The organism is Rheinheimera sediminis, assembly GCF_004005375.1.
GTDB lineage: Bacteria > Pseudomonadota > Gammaproteobacteria > Enterobacterales > Alteromonadaceae > Pararheinheimera.
The window spans coordinates 95339-112001 of sequence record NZ_RZUF01000013.1 but is presented as its reverse complement, the minus strand read 5'-3'; the positions used below and the strand labels follow the sequence as shown (position 1 = coordinate 112001).

Below are 16663 nucleotides of genomic sequence, written 5' to 3'. Positions count from 1 at the left end.
GCTGGGGCTTTTTATTTCTGCAGAGTCAAGCCATCCAAAATTGCGCACTGAGGCTGATCATCACCGCAACAATTGTTCGCTAAGTGCTGTAACACCTTTTGCATCTGCTGCAATTCAGCTACTTTTTGTTTTATTTCATCAAGATGTATTTCAGCCAGCTGTTTTACTTCTCTGCTGCTGCGGTTTGGATCGCGCCATAAGTCCAACAAAGAGCCGATTTGCGCTATAGAAAATCCTAAAGTTCTGGCCTGTTGAATAAAGCCTAACTGCTGCAATTGCTGGCTGTTATATAACCTGTAGCCTGCATCTGTTCTATTGGCTTTAAGCAACAAGCCCGCTTCTTCATAATACCGGATCATTTTGGCTGAAAGCCCAGTCTGTTTTGCCGCTTGCCCTATTGTCACCAAGGTTTTGACTATATTCGTCATTCATTTTACTCCTTAGCCTTCCAGCGCTGTAGCAGCAAAGCATTACTAATCACCAATAAACTACTGCTGGCCATAGCTGCACCGGCAATCACAGGATTTAGGTAACCCAAGGCTGCAAGTGGTATACCCACTATATTAAAGATAAAGGCCCAAAACAGGTTTTGCTGAATTTTGCGGTAGCTAAGCCGCGCTATCTGCAAAGCTGCGCTGACCAGAACTGGCTTACTGCGCATCAGGGTCATAGCCGAAGCGCTGACAGCAACTTCGGTACCACTGGCCATAGCAACGCCTAAATCTGCCAGCGCCAAAGCAGGTGCATCATTAATGCCGTCACCGACCATAGCTACTTTATAACCTTGTTGCTGCCAGAGCCCAATGGCAGCAGCTTTCTCTGCTGGCAGCACTTCGGCTTTCCAGTCGCTGAGCTCCAGTTGCTGCGCTATTAAAGCTGCACTGGCCTTACTGTCGCCTGTTAACATGGCCACAGTGATACCTTGTTGCTTTAATAAGCTGACGGCCTGTAACGCATCTGCTTTTAACTGATCCGTAAAACAAAACAGCGCCAATAAGCGATAACTTTTACCTTGCTGTTGTGCTAACCAGGACACTGAAGCGCCGCTGGTGTGGACCTGATCAAGAGGTAATTCAAGTCCGAGTTGCTGCATCCAGTGACTGCTGCCAAGCACTAAATGATGCCCCTCCACCTTACCCTGTACACCTTTGCCTGCCACCACCTGAAACTGTTCTGTTTCAACAACTGTTACCTGATGTTTAATGGCATAACGTAGCAAAGCTTTGGCTAAAGGGTGTTCGCTGTGTTGCTGCAACGAGGCCGCCCAAAGTAAAAGTTTGGGCTCATCGACAAAGCTGCTGAATTGCTGCAGTTCGGGTTTGCCTTGAGTTAATGTGCCGGTTTTATCAAACACCACTAAGGTCACTGCTTTGGCCTGTTCTAAAGCACTGGCATCTTTGATCAAAATACCTGAGCGTGCAGCCGAGCCTGTGCCTGCCATAATAGCTGCAGGTGTTGCCAAACCCAAAGCGCAGGGACAGGCAATCACCAGCACAGCCACCGCATTTAAAATACCTGCCACCCAGTCTGCGCTGATCAACCCCCAGCCCAGTAAAGTCACTACAGCAATGACTAACACCACAGGCACAAAAATAGCGCTGATTTTATCCACTAAGGCCTGCACCGGTGCTTTGGCGCCTTGGGCCTGCTCCACCAGTTGAATAATACGCGACAAAGTCGATTCAGCTCCAACAGCAGTCGCTCTAAGCTGTAATACTCCATCGAGATTGACTGAACCACCTGTGACTTTGTCGCCCGGTTTTTTACTGACAGGCACAGACTCACCGCTGATCAGCGCTTCATCGACATGACTCAGGCCTTGTTCAACCAGGGCGTCTACCGCAATACGCTCACCTGGTTTGACCAACACCAAATCATTTTGCTGCACAGTCTCTGCTTTGACTTCAAGCCAAATCCCGTTTTGAAACAAAGTGGCCACAGCAGGCTTCAAATTCTCCAGCGCCCGCAGCGCATCTGTAGTTCGGCGTTTTGCTTTGTGCTCCAGATATTTACCCAGTAAAACCAGACTTAGTACCGCACTGCTGCTTTCAAAGTACAAATGGGGCGCGCCGTGCTGAGCCTGATGAGCATCAAAACTCCACCATAAATACAACGACAAACCATAAGCGGCGCTGGTACCAATAGCCACCAACAGGTCCATAGTGCCGCTGCCCACTTTTAATGCGGCCCAGCCTGCTTTGTAAAAACGCGCACCAAAATAAAACTGCACTGGTGTTGCCAGCAGCCATTGCCAGAAAGATGGCAAGATCCAATCTAGTCCAAACAGTAAAGCAAACATCGGCAACATCAAAGGCAAGGTCAGTGCCATGCTTGCGATAGCTGGCCAGTACTCTTGTTGGTAAAAAGCAGTTGTAATGGCTTCTGTTGTTGCGGTTTCTGCAGGTAAACTGGCGTGATATCCGGCCTGCTCTACTGCATCTATCAGCAGCTGTGGTGCAAGCTTTTCCCCCTGGACTATTGCGGTTTCAGTAGCAAGATTCACGCTGGCTTGTTGTACGCCGCTGACTTGAGCTAACGCTTTTTCAATACGGCCAACACAGGATGCACAGCTCATTCCGCTGATGTTCAGTTGGATTTGCTCAGACATAACATGACTCCGGACAAAAGGGGCTAAGGCTTTACAGAAATAAGGCTGAAGCTTACCCAGTGGTAAGGTCAACTGAATAAATTTTATAGTAAGACTTGACCTTACCACAGCAGAAGCTTTCATCATGTTCGCCAACTCACAAAGAGCGCAAAGAGGAAATAGTGAATGAAGACAGAATTGAAAGTAACAGGCATGAGCTGCAATCACTGTATTAGTCTGGTCAATAAAGCCATTACAAAACTGCAAGCCGATGCCAAAGTGACAGTGGATTTGGCTTTACAGCAGGTACAGGTAGAAAGCTCTCTATCCGCAGAAGATCTGATTGCAGCGCTGGATCAAGCCGGTTTCCCGGCTACTCTGAGCGACTAAAACTGCTGCATTCGCTGCTCAGCTGCAAAAAGGCAAAGCAGCTAACGCGGATTCAAACTGATAGGAAAAACCGGCAATTTTTTGCGATTTTGTACTCAGTACTCTTCTGCTTTGCAAGGCTGAAGTACTTTTTGCTTCAAACTGTGGTGCCGGCAAGGAGGCCAGTTCACAGGCTGTAAGGTAAAACTCAGCCTTGGAACAAAACAGTGGGCTGGATAAGTTAAACAGCTCTGGCCACAACCGCTGCTGCACTATGGCAGAGATGGCGGCACAAATATCACTGCTGTGCACCATATTCACAGCCACATCCGCTGGACCTGCCTGTTTACCGGATAAAAACCGCGCCGGATGACGGCCAGGACCAATTAAACCTGCCAGACGTAAAGTGCAACAAGGGACAGCCTTGTTCAGCACTTGTTCCGCTGCAGCCAATACTTCTATACGTGCATCAGTCAGTTGTAACTGACTTTGCTCGTCTACTTCACCAAATAAACCTTCGTAGATCCCAGTGCTACTCAAATGAATACAAGCCAAAGCACCGCAGTTCTTCATCAAAGTAGCAAGTTGACTGACAGCTCTGATATAGCCTTCACCATCAGTGCGGCTGGCTGGCACAGTGCAAATAATAAGGGCGTCTTTAAATAAGCTTTCCAGCTCTGCTGTGGGCCGGACGGATTGGGCTAAATCTAAAACAAAATGACCAAACTGTTCGGCCACTACTGAAGATTTGGTGATACTACGGCTACTAAGCCATAACTCATGTCCATCCGCTTTAAGCTGAGTGGCCAATTGAGTTCCTAACCAACCTGCTCCTATCACAAGAATTTTCATCTCTGCCACCTTTGCCAATTTACTGATGCATTTGATGGTAACAGAATATGTGCTGCAACTTTTATCAAATTTTTATCAATTTCTACTAACAGGCAGATTTTTATTGATCAGCATCAACACGTTCGGAAGATAAAAGGCGTAGTTTGCTCTTCACTAATGCTGGTGTATTAGTTTTAGCTACTCAATGGTACTGCATGTTAGTACCAGCCCAGGCCCACAGTTCCAGATCGAGGAGCAATCCGAATGGATGTTGTAGAACTATCAAGGTTACAGTTTGCTGCGACGGCAATGTATCACTTCTTATTTGTGCCCTTAACTTTAGGAATGGCCTTTTTACTGGCTATTATGGAGTCAGTGTATGTCATGACAGGTAAAGAAATTTACCGTGATATGACTAAATTCTGGGGTAAATTGTTTGGTATCAACTTCGCTTTAGGGGTGACTACAGGTATAGCGATGGAGTTCCAGTTTGGTACTAACTGGTCTTATTATTCGCATTATGTTGGTGACATCTTTGGCGCACCTTTGGCCATTGAAGGCCTGATGGCATTTTTCCTCGAATCTACCTTAGTAGGCTTGTTCTTTTTTGGCTGGGACAGGTTGTCGAAACTTCAGCATTTGACTGTGACCTGGTTGGTCGCTTTGGGCTCTAACTTATCTGCTTTATGGATTTTAGTTGCCAATGGCTGGATGCAACACCCGGTTGGTGCTGAATTTAATTTTGAAACCATGAGAATGGAAATGGTCAGCTTTAGCGAAGTGGTGTTTAACCCGGTCGCACAGGTGAAATTTGTCCATACGGTTTCAGCTGGCTATGTCACAGGCGCCATGTTTGTGTTAGCTATTTCCGCCTGGTACATGCTCAAAGGCCGGGATTTGGCTTTTGCCCGCCGTAGCTTTGCCATTGCCTCAGCCTTTGGTTTAGCCAGTGTGCTGTCTGTGATTGTGTTAGGTGATGAATCTGGTTATGAACTGGGTGATGTGCAAAAAGTAAAACTAGCCGCTGTAGAAGCAGAGTGGAAAACACATCCAGCACCAGCAGACTTTACCTTGTTTGGTCTGCCCAATGAAGAAACACAAACCACAGACTACGCGGTAAAAATTCCGGGCGCTATGGGCCTGATTGCCACTCGCTCTTTGGATAAAGAAGTGATGGGATTGGCAGAGCTGAAAGAAATCCACCGTGAGCGTATTCTCAATGGTCAGGTTGCTTATGGCTTGCTGAAAAAACTGCGGGCCGGTGAAAAAACACCGGAAAACATCGCTGCTTTTGATTTGGTAAAAAATGATTTGGGTTATGGCTTGCTGTTGATGGCTTACACAGAGGATCCTGTTAATGCCACACCTGAACAGATTGAACAAGCAGTACAAAACAGTATCCCCAAAGTAGCACCGCTGTTCTGGTCGTTCCGTATTATGGTGGCGGCAGGTTTCATTATGCTGCTAGTGTTTGCCCTGTCTTTTTATCACAGCGCCAGACGCACACCGGAAAAACCACGCTGGTTACTTAAAGCCGCCCTGTTCTCTTTACCTCTGCCCTGGATTGCCTGTGAGGCTGGCTGGTTTGTTGCTGAATATGGCCGTCAGCCATGGGCCGTTGGTGAAATTTTACCTACTCATCTGGCAGCATCTCAACTGACAGCAGGTGAAATTTGGTTCAGCTTACTGGCAATCACCGCGCTTTATACAGTGTTTTTGATTATAGAAGTCTGGTTGATGCAGCATTTTGCCCGCAAAGGCCCTGCTTCTATTCATACCGGCAAGTATCACGGCGAACAGGCCCGGGAGGTTTAATATGGATTATGAATTTTTACGTTTTATCTGGTGGTTGCTGGTTGGCGTGTTGCTGATTGGTTTTGCGGTGACTGATGGTTTTGATATGGGCGTGGGTGCGCTTCTCAAAGTCATAGGCCGCGACGACACAGAGCGCCGTATTCTAATCAATGCGGTAGCGCCGCACTGGGATGGCAATCAGGTATGGCTTATTACTGCAGGTGGAGCCTTGTTTGCTGCCTGGCCTCCGGTCTATGCGACAGCGTTCAGTGGTTTTTATCTGGCCATGATGTTGACGCTGGCAGCTTTATTCCTGCGCCCTATCGGCTTTGATTACCGCTCCAAGCTGGATAATGCCAAATGGCGCAGTAACTGGGACTGGGCTTTAACCGCAGGTTCTGCGATACCTCCAATTATTTTTGGTGTAGCTTTTGGCAACTTGTTACAAGGTGTACCTTTCCATTTTGACGACTTGCTAAGGATTTACTACACAGGCTCGTTCTGGGCTTTATTAAATCCTTTTGCCTTGCTGGTGGGTGTGCTGAGCTTGCTGATGTTTATCAATCAGGGCGCTTGTTATCTGCAAATGAAAACCGAAGCGCCACTGCGCCAGCGCGCTCAGGCTGTGTCGATGATCTGCGCAACGCTTGGCGCAGTGCTATTTGTTATAGCGGGTGTTTGGCTGGCCGCTGCAGGTATGGGTTATAAAGTGACCAGTGTGATGGACAGCAATGCGATTAACAGTGCTGTGACTAAAACTGTAGAACTGAGTTCAGGCGCATGGTTCAGTAACTATGAAAGTTATCCGCTGCTATGGATTTTCCCTGTACTGGGTGTGGCTGCTTTTCTGCTCTGCGCCTTGTTCAGCAAACTGGCCAAAGGCTGGCAGTCTTTTGTTGCGTCATCTCTGGCAATCACAGGGGTTATTATGACCTGTGGGGTATCTATGTTCCCCTTTATTATGCCGTCCAGCAGTATGCCGAATCATAGCCTGACCATGTGGGATGCGACATCCAGCGAGCTGACGTTAAAAATCATGTTTGTTGTAGCCTGTATTTTCGTACCCATAGTGCTGGGGTACACTTTGTGGTGTTACTGGAAAATGTGGGGGCGGTTAGACCGCAATACCATCAGCAACAATAACCATTCACTTTATTAAGGAGCAAATTTATGTGGTATTTCACCTGGATTTTAGGCGTATTACTGGCCTGCTCCTTTGGCATCATTAATGCGATGTGGTTGGAATTTAATGGCTACCCTGGCGAAGAGGATGAGTCATCAGAATAGAACCGGATACAACAGCCATGCAGTCTTTAAGGCAACTGGTCCTCTCAGAAAAACATCGTTTGCACCTTGCAATAATGCTGGGTGCTGCGGCTTCGTTACTGATGATTTGGCAGTGCTGGTTGCTGGCCACTTTATGTAATCTGGCGTTACATCAGCAGCAGATCCCACCTGATCTGCTGCTGCATATTTTACTACTTTGGTTGCTGCGTCCTTTGCTGTTAGCAGCAAAAGATCTACTTGGTCTTGCAGCCAGTCAAAAGCTGCGAACCTCACTGCGACATCAGTTACTTGGTGTTATCAGCAAGGCGGGACCACTGCGGCAACGTATTGCTGCAGATGGTGATTTATCGACCCGTTTACTTGAACAAGTGGACGCGTTGGATCCTTATATCAGTCGTTATTACCCACAGCTTTATCTGGTGGTCCTTTGTCCTTTGTTTATATCTATCGCTGTAGCAAGTCAAAGCCTGCTGGCAGCTTTACTTTTATTGGCAACAGCTCCGCTTATCCCGCTATTTATGATTTTACTGGGTAAGAAGGCTGCCGAAGCAAGTCAGCAACAAGTCCAGGCTTTAGGTTTATTAGGCGGGCGTTTTTTGGAATTCCTTCGCGGTGCTGCTTTAATCCGGCAACTGAAGGCCGAACCACTGGTGTTAAACAGATTAAACAATGCCAGCGAAGACTACAGAAGCCGCACCATGTCAGTGCTGAGCAAAGCCTTTTTATCGGGCGCTGTACTGGAGCTTTTTGCCTCTTTAGCTATAGCGCTGGTCGCTTTGTATTTAGGTTTGGGTTTATTAGGTGAGTTACCCTGGGCTAAAGCGCAGATCCCGGTTTCGTATCAACCGGCACTGTTTATCCTATTGCTGGCACCAGAATTTTATGCCCCACTTCGTCAACTGGGAGCGGATTATCATGCCAAAGCACAGGCCGAAGCCGCTTTTGCCAGTCTGGCTCCAGTCTGGGATCTGCCTCTGTGCACTGGCGGCGAGATTCAGGCCCCGACTGAGCCAGTGAGCATTGAGTTTCAGCAGCTAAGTCTATTGGGGTCGGAACACAGAGCTGCACTGCTTAAGGATATTCAGCTACAGATCCCCCCCCAACAACGTATTGGCATTATTGGCCCAAGCGGTGCAGGAAAAACCAGTCTGCTGGAATCTTTATTGGCTTTTCAGCAGCCCAATCAAGGCCAGATCTGTATTGCAGATCACAAGCTGACTGAATTGGATTTGACTCAGTGGCGACAACAACTGGTGTATTTGTCGCAACAGAGCCAGTGGTTAAGTGGCACAGTGCGAAGCAATTTACTGCTGGCCAAACCACAAGCGACAGAACAGGAACTGCAACAGGTGTTGCAGCAGGCGCTTTGTGCCGACTTTGTTTTTGCTTTACCTCAAGCTTTAGACACAGAGCTGACGGAAGGCGGAGTTGGCCTCTCAGGTGGGCAATTGCAGCGACTGGCGCTGGCCAGAGCCTTATTAAAGCAAAGCTGGCTGTGGCTGCTGGATGAACCCGCGTCTATGCTGCCCGTTGAGCAACAAAGGCAGTACTTTGAGCAATTGGAACTGTTAAGTCGTGGCAAAACTCTGCTACTGGCGACTCATCAATTGCAACACCTGCAGTGGCTGGACCAAGTATGGCTGATTAACGAGGGCCAGATTATTGCCACAGGTTCTGTGGCAGACATTCAGGCTCACCCTCTGTATCAGGCCAGCTACAGCCAGGAGTTCTTATGAAGGATCAACTGAAGCTTTCAGCTTTAATGCGCCTGCACTGGCGCTGGTGGTTACTTAGTCTGACACTGGGGGCTGTTACCCTTGGCAGTGTCATGGGTTTACTGACAGTGTCCGGCTGGTTTATCACAGCTGCTGCTGTGGCAGGTTTACAGCTTGCCGGTGCTGGCACTTTCAACTATTTTAGCCCTGGCGCTTTGATCCGCTTTTTTGCCATTAGCCGCACAGCCAGCCGTTATTTTGAACGTTTAAGCTCGCATCAGGCTGTTTTGTTATTGCTGCAACAATTAAGGCTTTGGTTTATGCGACGCTTTTTAGCCAGCAGCTTCAGGCCTGATACTCGATCAGCAGATCTGCTGCAACGCTTAATCACTGACATAGACAGACTGGATCAATGGCCTTTGCGAGTGGTGGCGCCGCTATTCTGGGCTTGCCTTATCAGCGCTGGCTGGCTGGCCGCGCTTTGGTTTTGGCAAGCAGAACTTGCACAGATCGCCCTGGTGTATCTGCTGGTATTGATTTGTGTGCCGATTATTGGAGCTGCACTTGGCTATCAGCGTGCCTGTAGCTTAGTTAAACTGGCATCACAGCGCCGACACAAGTTGCTTGAACCATTATCCGTTTTAACCATGCTGCAACTGCATCAGGGCTGGTCAGGCGCAGAGCAACAATGGCAACAGACAGAACAACAGTACCAAGCGTTATTGTGGCGTCAGCAATTGCTGGACTTGTTCTGCCAGTTTTTGCTGATCAGCACTATTGCCCTGATGAGTTTTCATTTGTTAGTGAGCGCTTTGCCATTGCTACAAAACCAGCAGATCAGCATAGCGGCTTTAGTGGCCATGCTGATGTCAACTTTGGCTTTACCAGAGATCTGGTTAACGCTGGCCACTTTGTATCGCCATCTGGCTGACAGCAAGATGGCAAAACAACGTTTAAATCAAATTCAGCCAGCAACCGAAAACGGCAGATACAGCACTGCAGAAGGGCCTTTGCGATTAGAGCTACAGCAACTCTCTGTTGCTTATCCTGGGGCTGTGCAACAAACTCAACCACTGACTATTGCGTTAAAAGCAGGGGAAATGTTGTGGTTGCAAGGAGCTTCGGGGGTAGGTAAATCAACCTTACTCAGTACTCTGGCCGGATGGCTGCCGCCTGCTTCAGGCAAAGTGCTGCTTAATGGTTCTGAATTACAACAATATACCGCCTCAGCACAGAGACACTCTATCAGCATGTTGTCTCAACACGTCACGCTGTTTAATATGTCACTGGCTGCAAATTTACGTCTGGCAAAACCTCAGGCTAATGACGAGGAGCTGCTGCATGCACTGGCTGATGCTCAATTGAGTGAATGGATCAATACCTTACCCAATGGATTGGACACAGAACTTGGTGAGTATGGTGTTGCCGTATCAGGCGGCCAAGCAAGACGTATAGCACTGGCCCGTTTACTCTTACAAAATCCCGCTATCCTGTTGCTGGACGAACCTTTAGTCGGGTTAAATCCAACCACAGCACAACAACTCATCGATACTCTGCGTCATCGTTGTCATCAGCAGATTGTGATCATCACCAGCCACCAGAAATTTGCCACCGGAACAAACTGTTACCGCTTCGAATTAAACTTGTTATAAATCAAACAAAAATACCAACTTCTGCTTGGCCTTAGGCTATGGTTAAACAAGGAAAAGCTACGCCTTCACCAAGTGCGGCCATTGGTAAATATGATAAATATGAAAAAACTGGTAATACCTTTCGGCAGGTTGTATAATTTGTGCGATAAAACGGGGTTTCACTGCGATAAGTCACAAATCCCCACATTCAGAGGGTTGGCATAAGAGTCTTATCAACAAAAGGGCTGATCACCCAATGAAAAACTGACACTGAGTCAAGGTTGACTAAAGATATATTGAATGGCTTAAGCCGTTTTGCTGCATAAAACGTACAACTTTATAAAATCGATGAGGATATTCTATGTTAAAACGTAAATTGCTGGCAGCAACCATAGCTGCAGTCTTTTGTGGCGCCAGTCAGGCTGCAATAGATATCAATGGTTTTGCTTCAATTAAAGGCGGTATGGCGCTTAGTAGCGATGACGAACTTTACGGTTACGATAATGATTTCAATTTTAAAAACGAAAGCTTAGCTGCTCTGCAAGTCAAGTCTGATTTGGGCGATAAACTCTCTGTCACTGCTCAGCTGTTAGGCCGTGGCGCTTCAGACTGGGATGTTAAATTTGAATGGGCTTTTTTCAGTTACGACCTGACCGAAAACTTACGCCTGAACGCTGGTCGTTTAAGAACACCTTTCTACAAGTATTCTGATTTCCGTGATGTGGGTTATGCCTATGACTGGTCGCGTGTGCCACAGAGTGTTTACGGCTTAGGTTTTGATAACATTGAAGGTGCATCCTTGTATCACACCACTACTCTGGGCGCCTTTGATTCGTCATTGCAATTTATTGTAGGTAGCTATGATGGTGATGCTGCTATTGGCAGCTCGATAGCAGATGCACAAATAGAGAGTATCAGCGGCATAGCCTGGGAACTGGGGCAGGATGGTTATTCATTCAGAATGGCGTACCTGGTGGGTAAAACCACTTTTTATGTGGATCCACTGGATAACAGCACAACGGGTTTGTTTACACAATTAAGAGCCTTTGGTTTGAACGCGTTGGCAGGCGAGTTAGATGTAGTCGATGAATCCAGCTCTTTTGCTGGCATTGGTTTTAATATCGATAAAAATGACTGGCTGATTGTTTCAGAAGTAACCAAAGCTGTAGTAGACAACTCCTTTATCTCTGACCAGGAATCCTACTACATATCTATTGGACATCGTTTTGACACAATAACGCCTTATGTATCGTTTGAAAAAGAAGATAACAAAGCAAAAACTGAGATTTATGCTGGTGTGCCAGCTGCATCACCTGTTTTTGCTCCTGTGGCAGGTTTAGTGAACCAAATGGAGACTGAACGTAACAGCATCAACGTCGGTGTGCGTTATGACTTCCATCCTTCAGCTGCATTTAAAGCTCAATATACCAACGCAGACAATAAAACCACTGATCGTAAAGACAGTGTTTTGGTTGTTGGCGTAGATCTGGTGTTTTAAGGAGTCAAATCATGTTAAAAAAGTTATTCTTAATTCCTGCCCTGACTCTGAGCTTTATGGCTTTTGCCAATGTTGCAGTGATAGTTCATCCATCCAATGCGGCGACTTTGTCGCAGGATGATGTAAATAAAATTTTTACTGGCCGTGCTAAATCCTTTGCTGATGGCAAAGCTGTTGAGCCTTTAAATCTGGCCGACTCTGTTGCAGTTAAAGCCGATTTTGATCAAAAAGCTTTAGGCCGTTCTTCCAGCCAAATGAAAGCTTATTGGTCTAAACTGGTATTTACAGGGAAAGGAACACCACCGAAAGAACTGGCGTCGGAACAGGAAGTGCTGGATACAGTAGCTAAAAATCCGGCAGCTATAGGTTACGTCAGCTCTGGCGCTGTCACTGGCAGTGTTAAAGTGGCGTTAACTCTGAACTAAAGCGTATCAAGGCAGGTGAGTACATCGCCTGCCTTGGTTTTAAGCCACACTCTGGATACTACTTATGCTGAAATACCTGAGTTTGTTAAAAAAAATATGGCTTATCATTGCTATCGCAATCTTAGCTTTTTTAATAGTGCTAACCTCATCCATTTATTTTACTGCCCGTAACGCCGACAGCATTGCGCTGATCAAAGACAAAATGTACGACAGCTCTAAACTCGCCTCACAAATGGTGGTGGAGTTTAATGCTGTTGAAGAATTTTTTACCCAGTCTGTTTCCTTATCAGACCCGGATATCTTAAACACAGCTAAAACCACACAAGAAAGGGTGCTTGCGAATCTGACGAAACTAAAACAACTGGATACAGCCCATTCAGCGCAGTTAGAAAGCCTGGAACAGAATTTTAGTCTCTATGCCAAAGCAGCAGCTGAAATAGCACAATCTATGATCGACGGCACTTTAGATATGGGAGCAGCGCAAAGCATTATTCAAAATAAAACAGCTTTGTATGAAACAGCGAAAACAGGTTTTGTAGGCTATGAAAAGCAAACCGATGATAGCTTTCAGAGAATTCTGGTAGATATGTCAGACTCATCAGAACGATCTGTTTTGATCATCGTATTATGCGGCACTATCTTATTGATTATTATGGCTGTTGTTGGTCACATTATCGGCAGCAATATAAGCAAAACGGCCAATAACCTGGCAAGCTCACTGCAAGTCCTGGCGTCTGGCAAAGGTTCATTATCAAGCCGCCTCAGTATTGATGCAGAGGATGAATTCGGTGCTGTAGCTCGTAACTTCAATGCGTTTATCTCTCTACTGCAAAGCTCTTTTGTTGCCATAGCCCAGTTAGTGGACCCGGTCAGCCGCACCGCTGATGCTTTGGCCAAAGGCATGAAAGAGCTGGACGGTATGACCAGCCAACAAAAAAATGACGCCGACACAGTGTCACACTCGATGGAAGAAATGCAAAGCAGCGTGAAAGACATTAGCCAATCCGCTAATGCAGCTTCTGGCAGTGCAAACGATGCAAGCCGTTTGGCCAAACTGGGTTATGAAAAAACAACCTCTTCAGTACAGGCTTCGAAAGACCTTGCAGGCGAAATTGCCCATACAAGTACCGTTATTACCGAGCTGGCTAAACAAACTCAGGAAGTGGGTGGTATTTTAAAGAGCATTAACGATATTGCCGATCAAACCAACTTACTGGCACTAAATGCAGCAATAGAAGCTGCGCGTGCCGGCGAACAAGGTCGTGGTTTTGCTGTGGTTGCAGACGAAGTACGTTTGTTGTCTTCTCGCACAGCCTCATCTGTGACTACCATTCGTGACTTGCTTGGTAAGTTAACGCAAAATGTCGATAGTGCAGTGCATCTGATGAATCAAGCCGTAAATAAAGCCAATAATAGCGCTGTGCTGACGGCAGAAGCTGGTAGCTCTATTGAGTTGATTAATCATGAAATTGACAAAATAAATATGGTGAATGCCCAAATAGCTACAGCCACCGAAGAACAAACTATGGTGGCTAGTCTGGTGCTTGATAATACCCATCAGATGGCAGACTCTTTTAGCAGAACCATTCAGGTGCAGCATACAGTAGCTGATATATCCGACCAGTTACGCGGCTTGGCGCAGGAACTGAATACTGTGTCTTCCAAATTTAAAGAATAAAGACAATTTGAATCACAACACCCTATAGTTGTGCCAAAGTTGTGGCTTCATCACATCACCCAGGGACGGGTGTTGGAATCTAAGTATTTCAGTTGTTTTATGCTGTTGACTTGACCCATTTTATATAAATCACCCCACTGTGCAGATCCGGAGTTTAGCCTGAACCAGCTTGGTATAAGACAAGCCTCTGAATCAAATACGTTTAGTAACAAGCTGATACCTGCTATCTTATAAGTAATTCGGCTTTAAGCTTGGATGGTCCTCATGCGTATTTTGTGTTTTTTTGCCGTCACTCTATTCAGTGCCTCAGTGCTGGCCACAGATTTTCAGATCACTGATTTTGTGTTGGGGAGTAAAAAAGCCGACCTGAATGCAGAGGTGCTGAGCAAAACCAGCCTGACCTTATTTGAAGCACAAGCCACTGTAGAAACGCAGTGGACTGGCGACAGATTACAAGCTGTGTTACTGACTTATTACCAAGGCCAAGACTACGTTGAACTCAGAAGAAAGTTTTCTGCGCTGCAACAACAATTCATCACTGTGTTTGGCAGTCTGACTTGGGTTTCATCCGAAGTAAGGGCTGATGCCACCCAGACCCCAGAACAACAATTGGCTTTGTTGGATCAAGTGATGCAAACTGCGCCTGAAATAACAGAAGGATACCGACAAAGTCATCTGGCAAACTCAACTCTGACCCTGGATTTTCAACCTGAACTTCAACCAGCTAACAGTAGATTACATTTACAAGTTAGCTTTTCATCCACAGCAGGTGAATACAGCTTAATCGTATTTGTAGACGAAAAAACCACGGCTGAGCGAACAGCTGCAGCCGTGGTGAATCTGGAGGCATTTTAATACTACATTGCTTTAATTCGCTGTCCTCAGCTGAAATTGCTGACAGATAACATCAGACAAGGCCGGGGCCTGTTTTAACTTTTCCTGATCCTGCAAGCTGCAACTGGGTAAGTCAGCCACTTGTTTGGTGTGCTGGGATAATAAAGACAAAGCACCATTAGCTAAGAGTTGCAAAGCCCACTGGCTGGACTTGGCAGCACAATTCCCCAGTACCAGATCGGCTCCTGAAGCTAAAGCGTCCTCTTTCACCTGAACACAAAGTTGCGGGTTTTGGCTGTTTTGTAACTGAACAAAACCTTGTTGCCCGACTTGCCAGTTCCACTGCTGACAGCTTTGATTAGCCCAGTTTTGTTGAGTTACTGCTGTACCGCTCTCTGCACTGCAACCTTGGGTACTCCAGACTTTGCCACTTTGCCTGCTACTCAGCACAGTGTTGCCTGTCGGCAGCATGAACCAGTCGTTACATAACTCTGCTTCATCCCCTGCTTTACAGGCCGTTGAGCTTAATGCCTTTTGATCTGCGGCATTTAATAGCTGATAGTAGCCATCAGTGCCCGCTTTCAGCTGCCATTGCTGACTTGGCTGATTCATCCAGGCAGACAATTCAGACGTTGCACCGATAAATAAACCAGCAGCGTTGGCTAGTCGATAACGGCCTTTTGTGGTTGGATCAATAACCCATTGACCTTGCTCAGTGCAATCTTGCTCTGTAAGACCTTGCTCCGATGGCATCAGACACAGCTGGCTAGACCTGTTAATTAACTGCCATTTCACGCCCTGTGGCACCAGGGTCAGAGCACCATTTTCGCCTGAGGGAGCAGCCACTGTCTGGCCTTCAGGCACCGGAGTACCAAAATCCGGTGTGCCATCCGCTTTGAACCTGAAGGGCTGAGCTCTTACTGAACGGCTCGCGCCACAACCATCAGTTACTTTGTTATTGCCGTGATACACCAGCCAGTTTTCTGTGCCATCTGGTGAGGTGAAAAAGCCATTATGGCCAGGACCAAAAACGCCATTACCCCGCTCAAACACAGGTTGTTCTGCTTTTACCCAAGAACTGGCATCCATAGGATTGTCACCCACCAGTTCCAGCAAGCCCAGTTTATAATCCGGTGTGTCACAATAGCTGGCTGAATAAATCACAAAAGTCCGGCCATCGTGTTTCAGTACTTCAGCACCTTCATTCACTTTACGGCCCGATTGCTCCCAAGGCAAAGAAGGACGGGATAACACCATGCGCTCGCCAGTTAAAGTCCATGGATTGGACATTTCGCTGATCCAATTCAGCTGCTCATCTCCGACCCATTCCGACCACAGCAGATACAACTTTCCGTTGTGTTCCATATAGTTGCCGTCAATATTCCAGCTATCCGGCATCGGAGAACCTTTGTATTGATAAGGCCCCATAGGGTCGTCACCCGCACTTTCCAGCACAGACAAATGCTGACCATCTAAATTTTCCTGCTTACCCGAGGTATACATCATGTACCAGCGTGGACCATCAGGGCCTTGTAAGCGATGAAATTCAAAAGCCCAGAAATTGCAGCAGCTTTTTGGGTTCGTTTCAGACCAGACATTCACTGGGGTGGCTGCAGCTAAACCGGCCAGAGTTGGCGATTTACGCATCACCAGCTGAGAGGTCCAGGTGGTGGTGGTCAGGTAATAATTGCCCTGCCAGTATTCAAGCCATGGGTCGGCCCCATTAGCAAACAAAGGGTTAGTGAAACTCTGGTCTTCAATTACTGCTGTGGCAGCTTCAACTGGCGCGGCAGCGACTGAAACTAGATCGCTGCCTTTTTGTTCTGGCGAGCAAGCAGCCAACACACTAAGTAAGCCGATCGCCAATGGCAAACCGTACCCTTTTAAGCCGGGTAGAGGCTTGGTTTTAAAAGTCATAGCTAACCCTGTCTGGTCTGTTGATTTTATATTTGTATTACAATAAGACTTTATGAGTCTAAAACGAAAAGCAGCGGAAAACAACAGGGGCGGCATA

Annotated in this window: 14 protein-coding genes; 10 read left to right on the top strand and 4 right to left on the bottom strand. The window is 46.8% G+C overall.

Annotated elements, in window-relative coordinates:
- Positions 1-11: 11 nt before the first annotated feature.
- Positions 12-428 carry a Cu(I)-responsive transcriptional regulator gene (gene cueR, locus EMM73_RS10605; RefSeq protein ID WP_127686402.1) on the bottom strand — a complete coding sequence of 139 codons (417 nt, stop codon included), beginning with the start codon at positions 426-428 and terminating at the stop codon, positions 12-14.
- A gap of 5 nt (positions 429-433) precedes the next feature.
- A complete protein-coding gene (locus EMM73_RS10600; protein ID WP_127686401.1) occupies positions 434-2608 on the bottom strand; it encodes a heavy metal translocating P-type ATPase in 2175 nt (724 codons plus the stop codon).
- Positions 2609-2773: 165 nt separating this feature from the next.
- Here EMM73_RS10600 and EMM73_RS10595 point away from each other — a divergent pair, with 165 nt between their 5' ends.
- On the top strand, positions 2774-2977 hold the full coding sequence (locus EMM73_RS10595; protein WP_127686400.1) for a heavy-metal-associated domain-containing protein: 204 nt from the start codon (positions 2774-2776) through the stop codon (positions 2975-2977).
- 18 nt (positions 2978-2995) lie between these two features.
- Here EMM73_RS10595 and EMM73_RS10590 read toward each other — a convergent pair whose 3' ends face one another.
- Positions 2996-3808, bottom strand: a complete 813-nt coding sequence (locus EMM73_RS10590; RefSeq protein ID WP_127686399.1) for an NAD-dependent epimerase/dehydratase family protein — start codon at positions 3806-3808, stop codon at positions 2996-2998.
- Positions 3809-4051: 243 nt separating this feature from the next.
- Between EMM73_RS10590 and EMM73_RS10585 the strand changes: the two genes are divergently transcribed.
- The 9 genes from EMM73_RS10585 (at position 4052) to EMM73_RS10545 (ending at position 14670) form a co-directional block, all read left to right on the top strand.
- A complete protein-coding gene (locus EMM73_RS10585) occupies positions 4052-5602 on the top strand; it encodes a cytochrome ubiquinol oxidase subunit I (RefSeq protein WP_127686398.1) in 1551 nt (516 codons plus the stop codon).
- A gap of 1 nt (position 5603) precedes the next feature.
- Positions 5604-6740 (top strand): cytochrome d ubiquinol oxidase subunit II, encoded by a 1137-nt coding sequence (gene cydB, locus EMM73_RS10580; protein ID WP_127686397.1) that lies wholly within the window; start codon positions 5604-5606, stop codon positions 6738-6740.
- Between the two features lie 11 nt (positions 6741-6751).
- Complete coding sequence (gene cydX / locus EMM73_RS10575) at positions 6752-6868, top strand: cytochrome bd-I oxidase subunit CydX (protein ID WP_008897492.1); 117 nt, start codon at positions 6752-6754, stop codon at positions 6866-6868.
- A gap of 17 nt (positions 6869-6885) precedes the next feature.
- Positions 6886-8604 (top strand): thiol reductant ABC exporter subunit CydD, encoded by a 1719-nt coding sequence (cydD, locus tag EMM73_RS10570; protein ID WP_127686396.1) that lies wholly within the window; start codon positions 6886-6888, stop codon positions 8602-8604.
- Complete coding sequence (gene cydC, locus EMM73_RS10565) at positions 8601-10235, top strand: thiol reductant ABC exporter subunit CydC (RefSeq protein WP_127686395.1); 1635 nt, start codon at positions 8601-8603, stop codon at positions 10233-10235. Before cydD ends, cydC begins: the two co-directional genes overlap by 4 nt.
- A gap of 340 nt (positions 10236-10575) precedes the next feature.
- Positions 10576-11712 (top strand): hypothetical protein, encoded by a 1137-nt coding sequence (locus EMM73_RS10560; RefSeq protein WP_127686394.1) that lies wholly within the window; start codon positions 10576-10578, stop codon positions 11710-11712.
- A gap of 11 nt (positions 11713-11723) precedes the next feature.
- Positions 11724-12137 (top strand): type 2 periplasmic-binding domain-containing protein, encoded by a 414-nt coding sequence (locus tag EMM73_RS10555; RefSeq protein WP_127686393.1) that lies wholly within the window; start codon positions 11724-11726, stop codon positions 12135-12137.
- Positions 12138-12201: 64 nt separating this feature from the next.
- Positions 12202-13815 (top strand): methyl-accepting chemotaxis protein, encoded by a 1614-nt coding sequence (locus tag EMM73_RS10550; RefSeq protein ID WP_127686392.1) that lies wholly within the window; start codon positions 12202-12204, stop codon positions 13813-13815.
- Positions 13816-14079: 264 nt separating this feature from the next.
- Positions 14080-14670, top strand: a complete 591-nt coding sequence (locus EMM73_RS10545) for a hypothetical protein (protein ID WP_127686391.1) — start codon at positions 14080-14082, stop codon at positions 14668-14670.
- Positions 14671-14682: 12 nt separating this feature from the next.
- Here EMM73_RS10545 and EMM73_RS10540 read toward each other — a convergent pair whose 3' ends face one another.
- Positions 14683-16566: a family 43 glycosylhydrolase gene (locus tag EMM73_RS10540; RefSeq protein WP_127686390.1), complete on the bottom strand. Its 1884-nt coding sequence runs from the start codon at positions 16564-16566 to the stop codon at positions 14683-14685.
- Between the last annotated feature and the right edge of the window lie 97 nt (positions 16567-16663).

Excerpts from the sequence above, each read along its gene's own strand:
- cueR (WP_127686402.1), bottom strand. The coding sequence starts at position 428 with ATGACGAATATAGTCAAAACCTTGGTGACAATAGGGCAAGCGGCAAAA.
- EMM73_RS10600 (WP_127686401.1), bottom strand. The coding sequence starts at position 2,608 with ATGTCTGAGCAAATCCAACTGAACATCAGCGGAATGAGCTGTGCATCC.
- EMM73_RS10595 (WP_127686400.1), top strand. The coding sequence starts at position 2,774 with ATGAAGACAGAATTGAAAGTAACAGGCATGAGCTGCAATCACTGTATT.
- EMM73_RS10590 (WP_127686399.1), bottom strand. The coding sequence starts at position 3,808 with ATGAAAATTCTTGTGATAGGAGCAGGTTGGTTAGGAACTCAATTGGCC.
- EMM73_RS10585 (WP_127686398.1), top strand. The coding sequence starts at position 4,052 with ATGGATGTTGTAGAACTATCAAGGTTACAGTTTGCTGCGACGGCAATG.
- cydB (WP_127686397.1), top strand. The coding sequence starts at position 5,604 with ATGGATTATGAATTTTTACGTTTTATCTGGTGGTTGCTGGTTGGCGTG.
- cydX (WP_008897492.1), top strand. The coding sequence starts at position 6,752 with ATGTGGTATTTCACCTGGATTTTAGGCGTATTACTGGCCTGCTCCTTT.
- cydD (WP_127686396.1), top strand. The coding sequence starts at position 6,886 with ATGCAGTCTTTAAGGCAACTGGTCCTCTCAGAAAAACATCGTTTGCAC.
- cydC (WP_127686395.1), top strand. The coding sequence starts at position 8,601 with ATGAAGGATCAACTGAAGCTTTCAGCTTTAATGCGCCTGCACTGGCGC.
- EMM73_RS10560 (WP_127686394.1), top strand. The coding sequence starts at position 10,576 with ATGTTAAAACGTAAATTGCTGGCAGCAACCATAGCTGCAGTCTTTTGT.
- EMM73_RS10555 (WP_127686393.1), top strand. The coding sequence starts at position 11,724 with ATGTTAAAAAAGTTATTCTTAATTCCTGCCCTGACTCTGAGCTTTATG.
- EMM73_RS10550 (WP_127686392.1), top strand. The coding sequence starts at position 12,202 with ATGCTGAAATACCTGAGTTTGTTAAAAAAAATATGGCTTATCATTGCT.
- EMM73_RS10545 (WP_127686391.1), top strand. The coding sequence starts at position 14,080 with ATGCGTATTTTGTGTTTTTTTGCCGTCACTCTATTCAGTGCCTCAGTG.
- EMM73_RS10540 (WP_127686390.1), bottom strand. The coding sequence starts at position 16,566 with ATGACTTTTAAAACCAAGCCTCTACCCGGCTTAAAAGGGTACGGTTTG.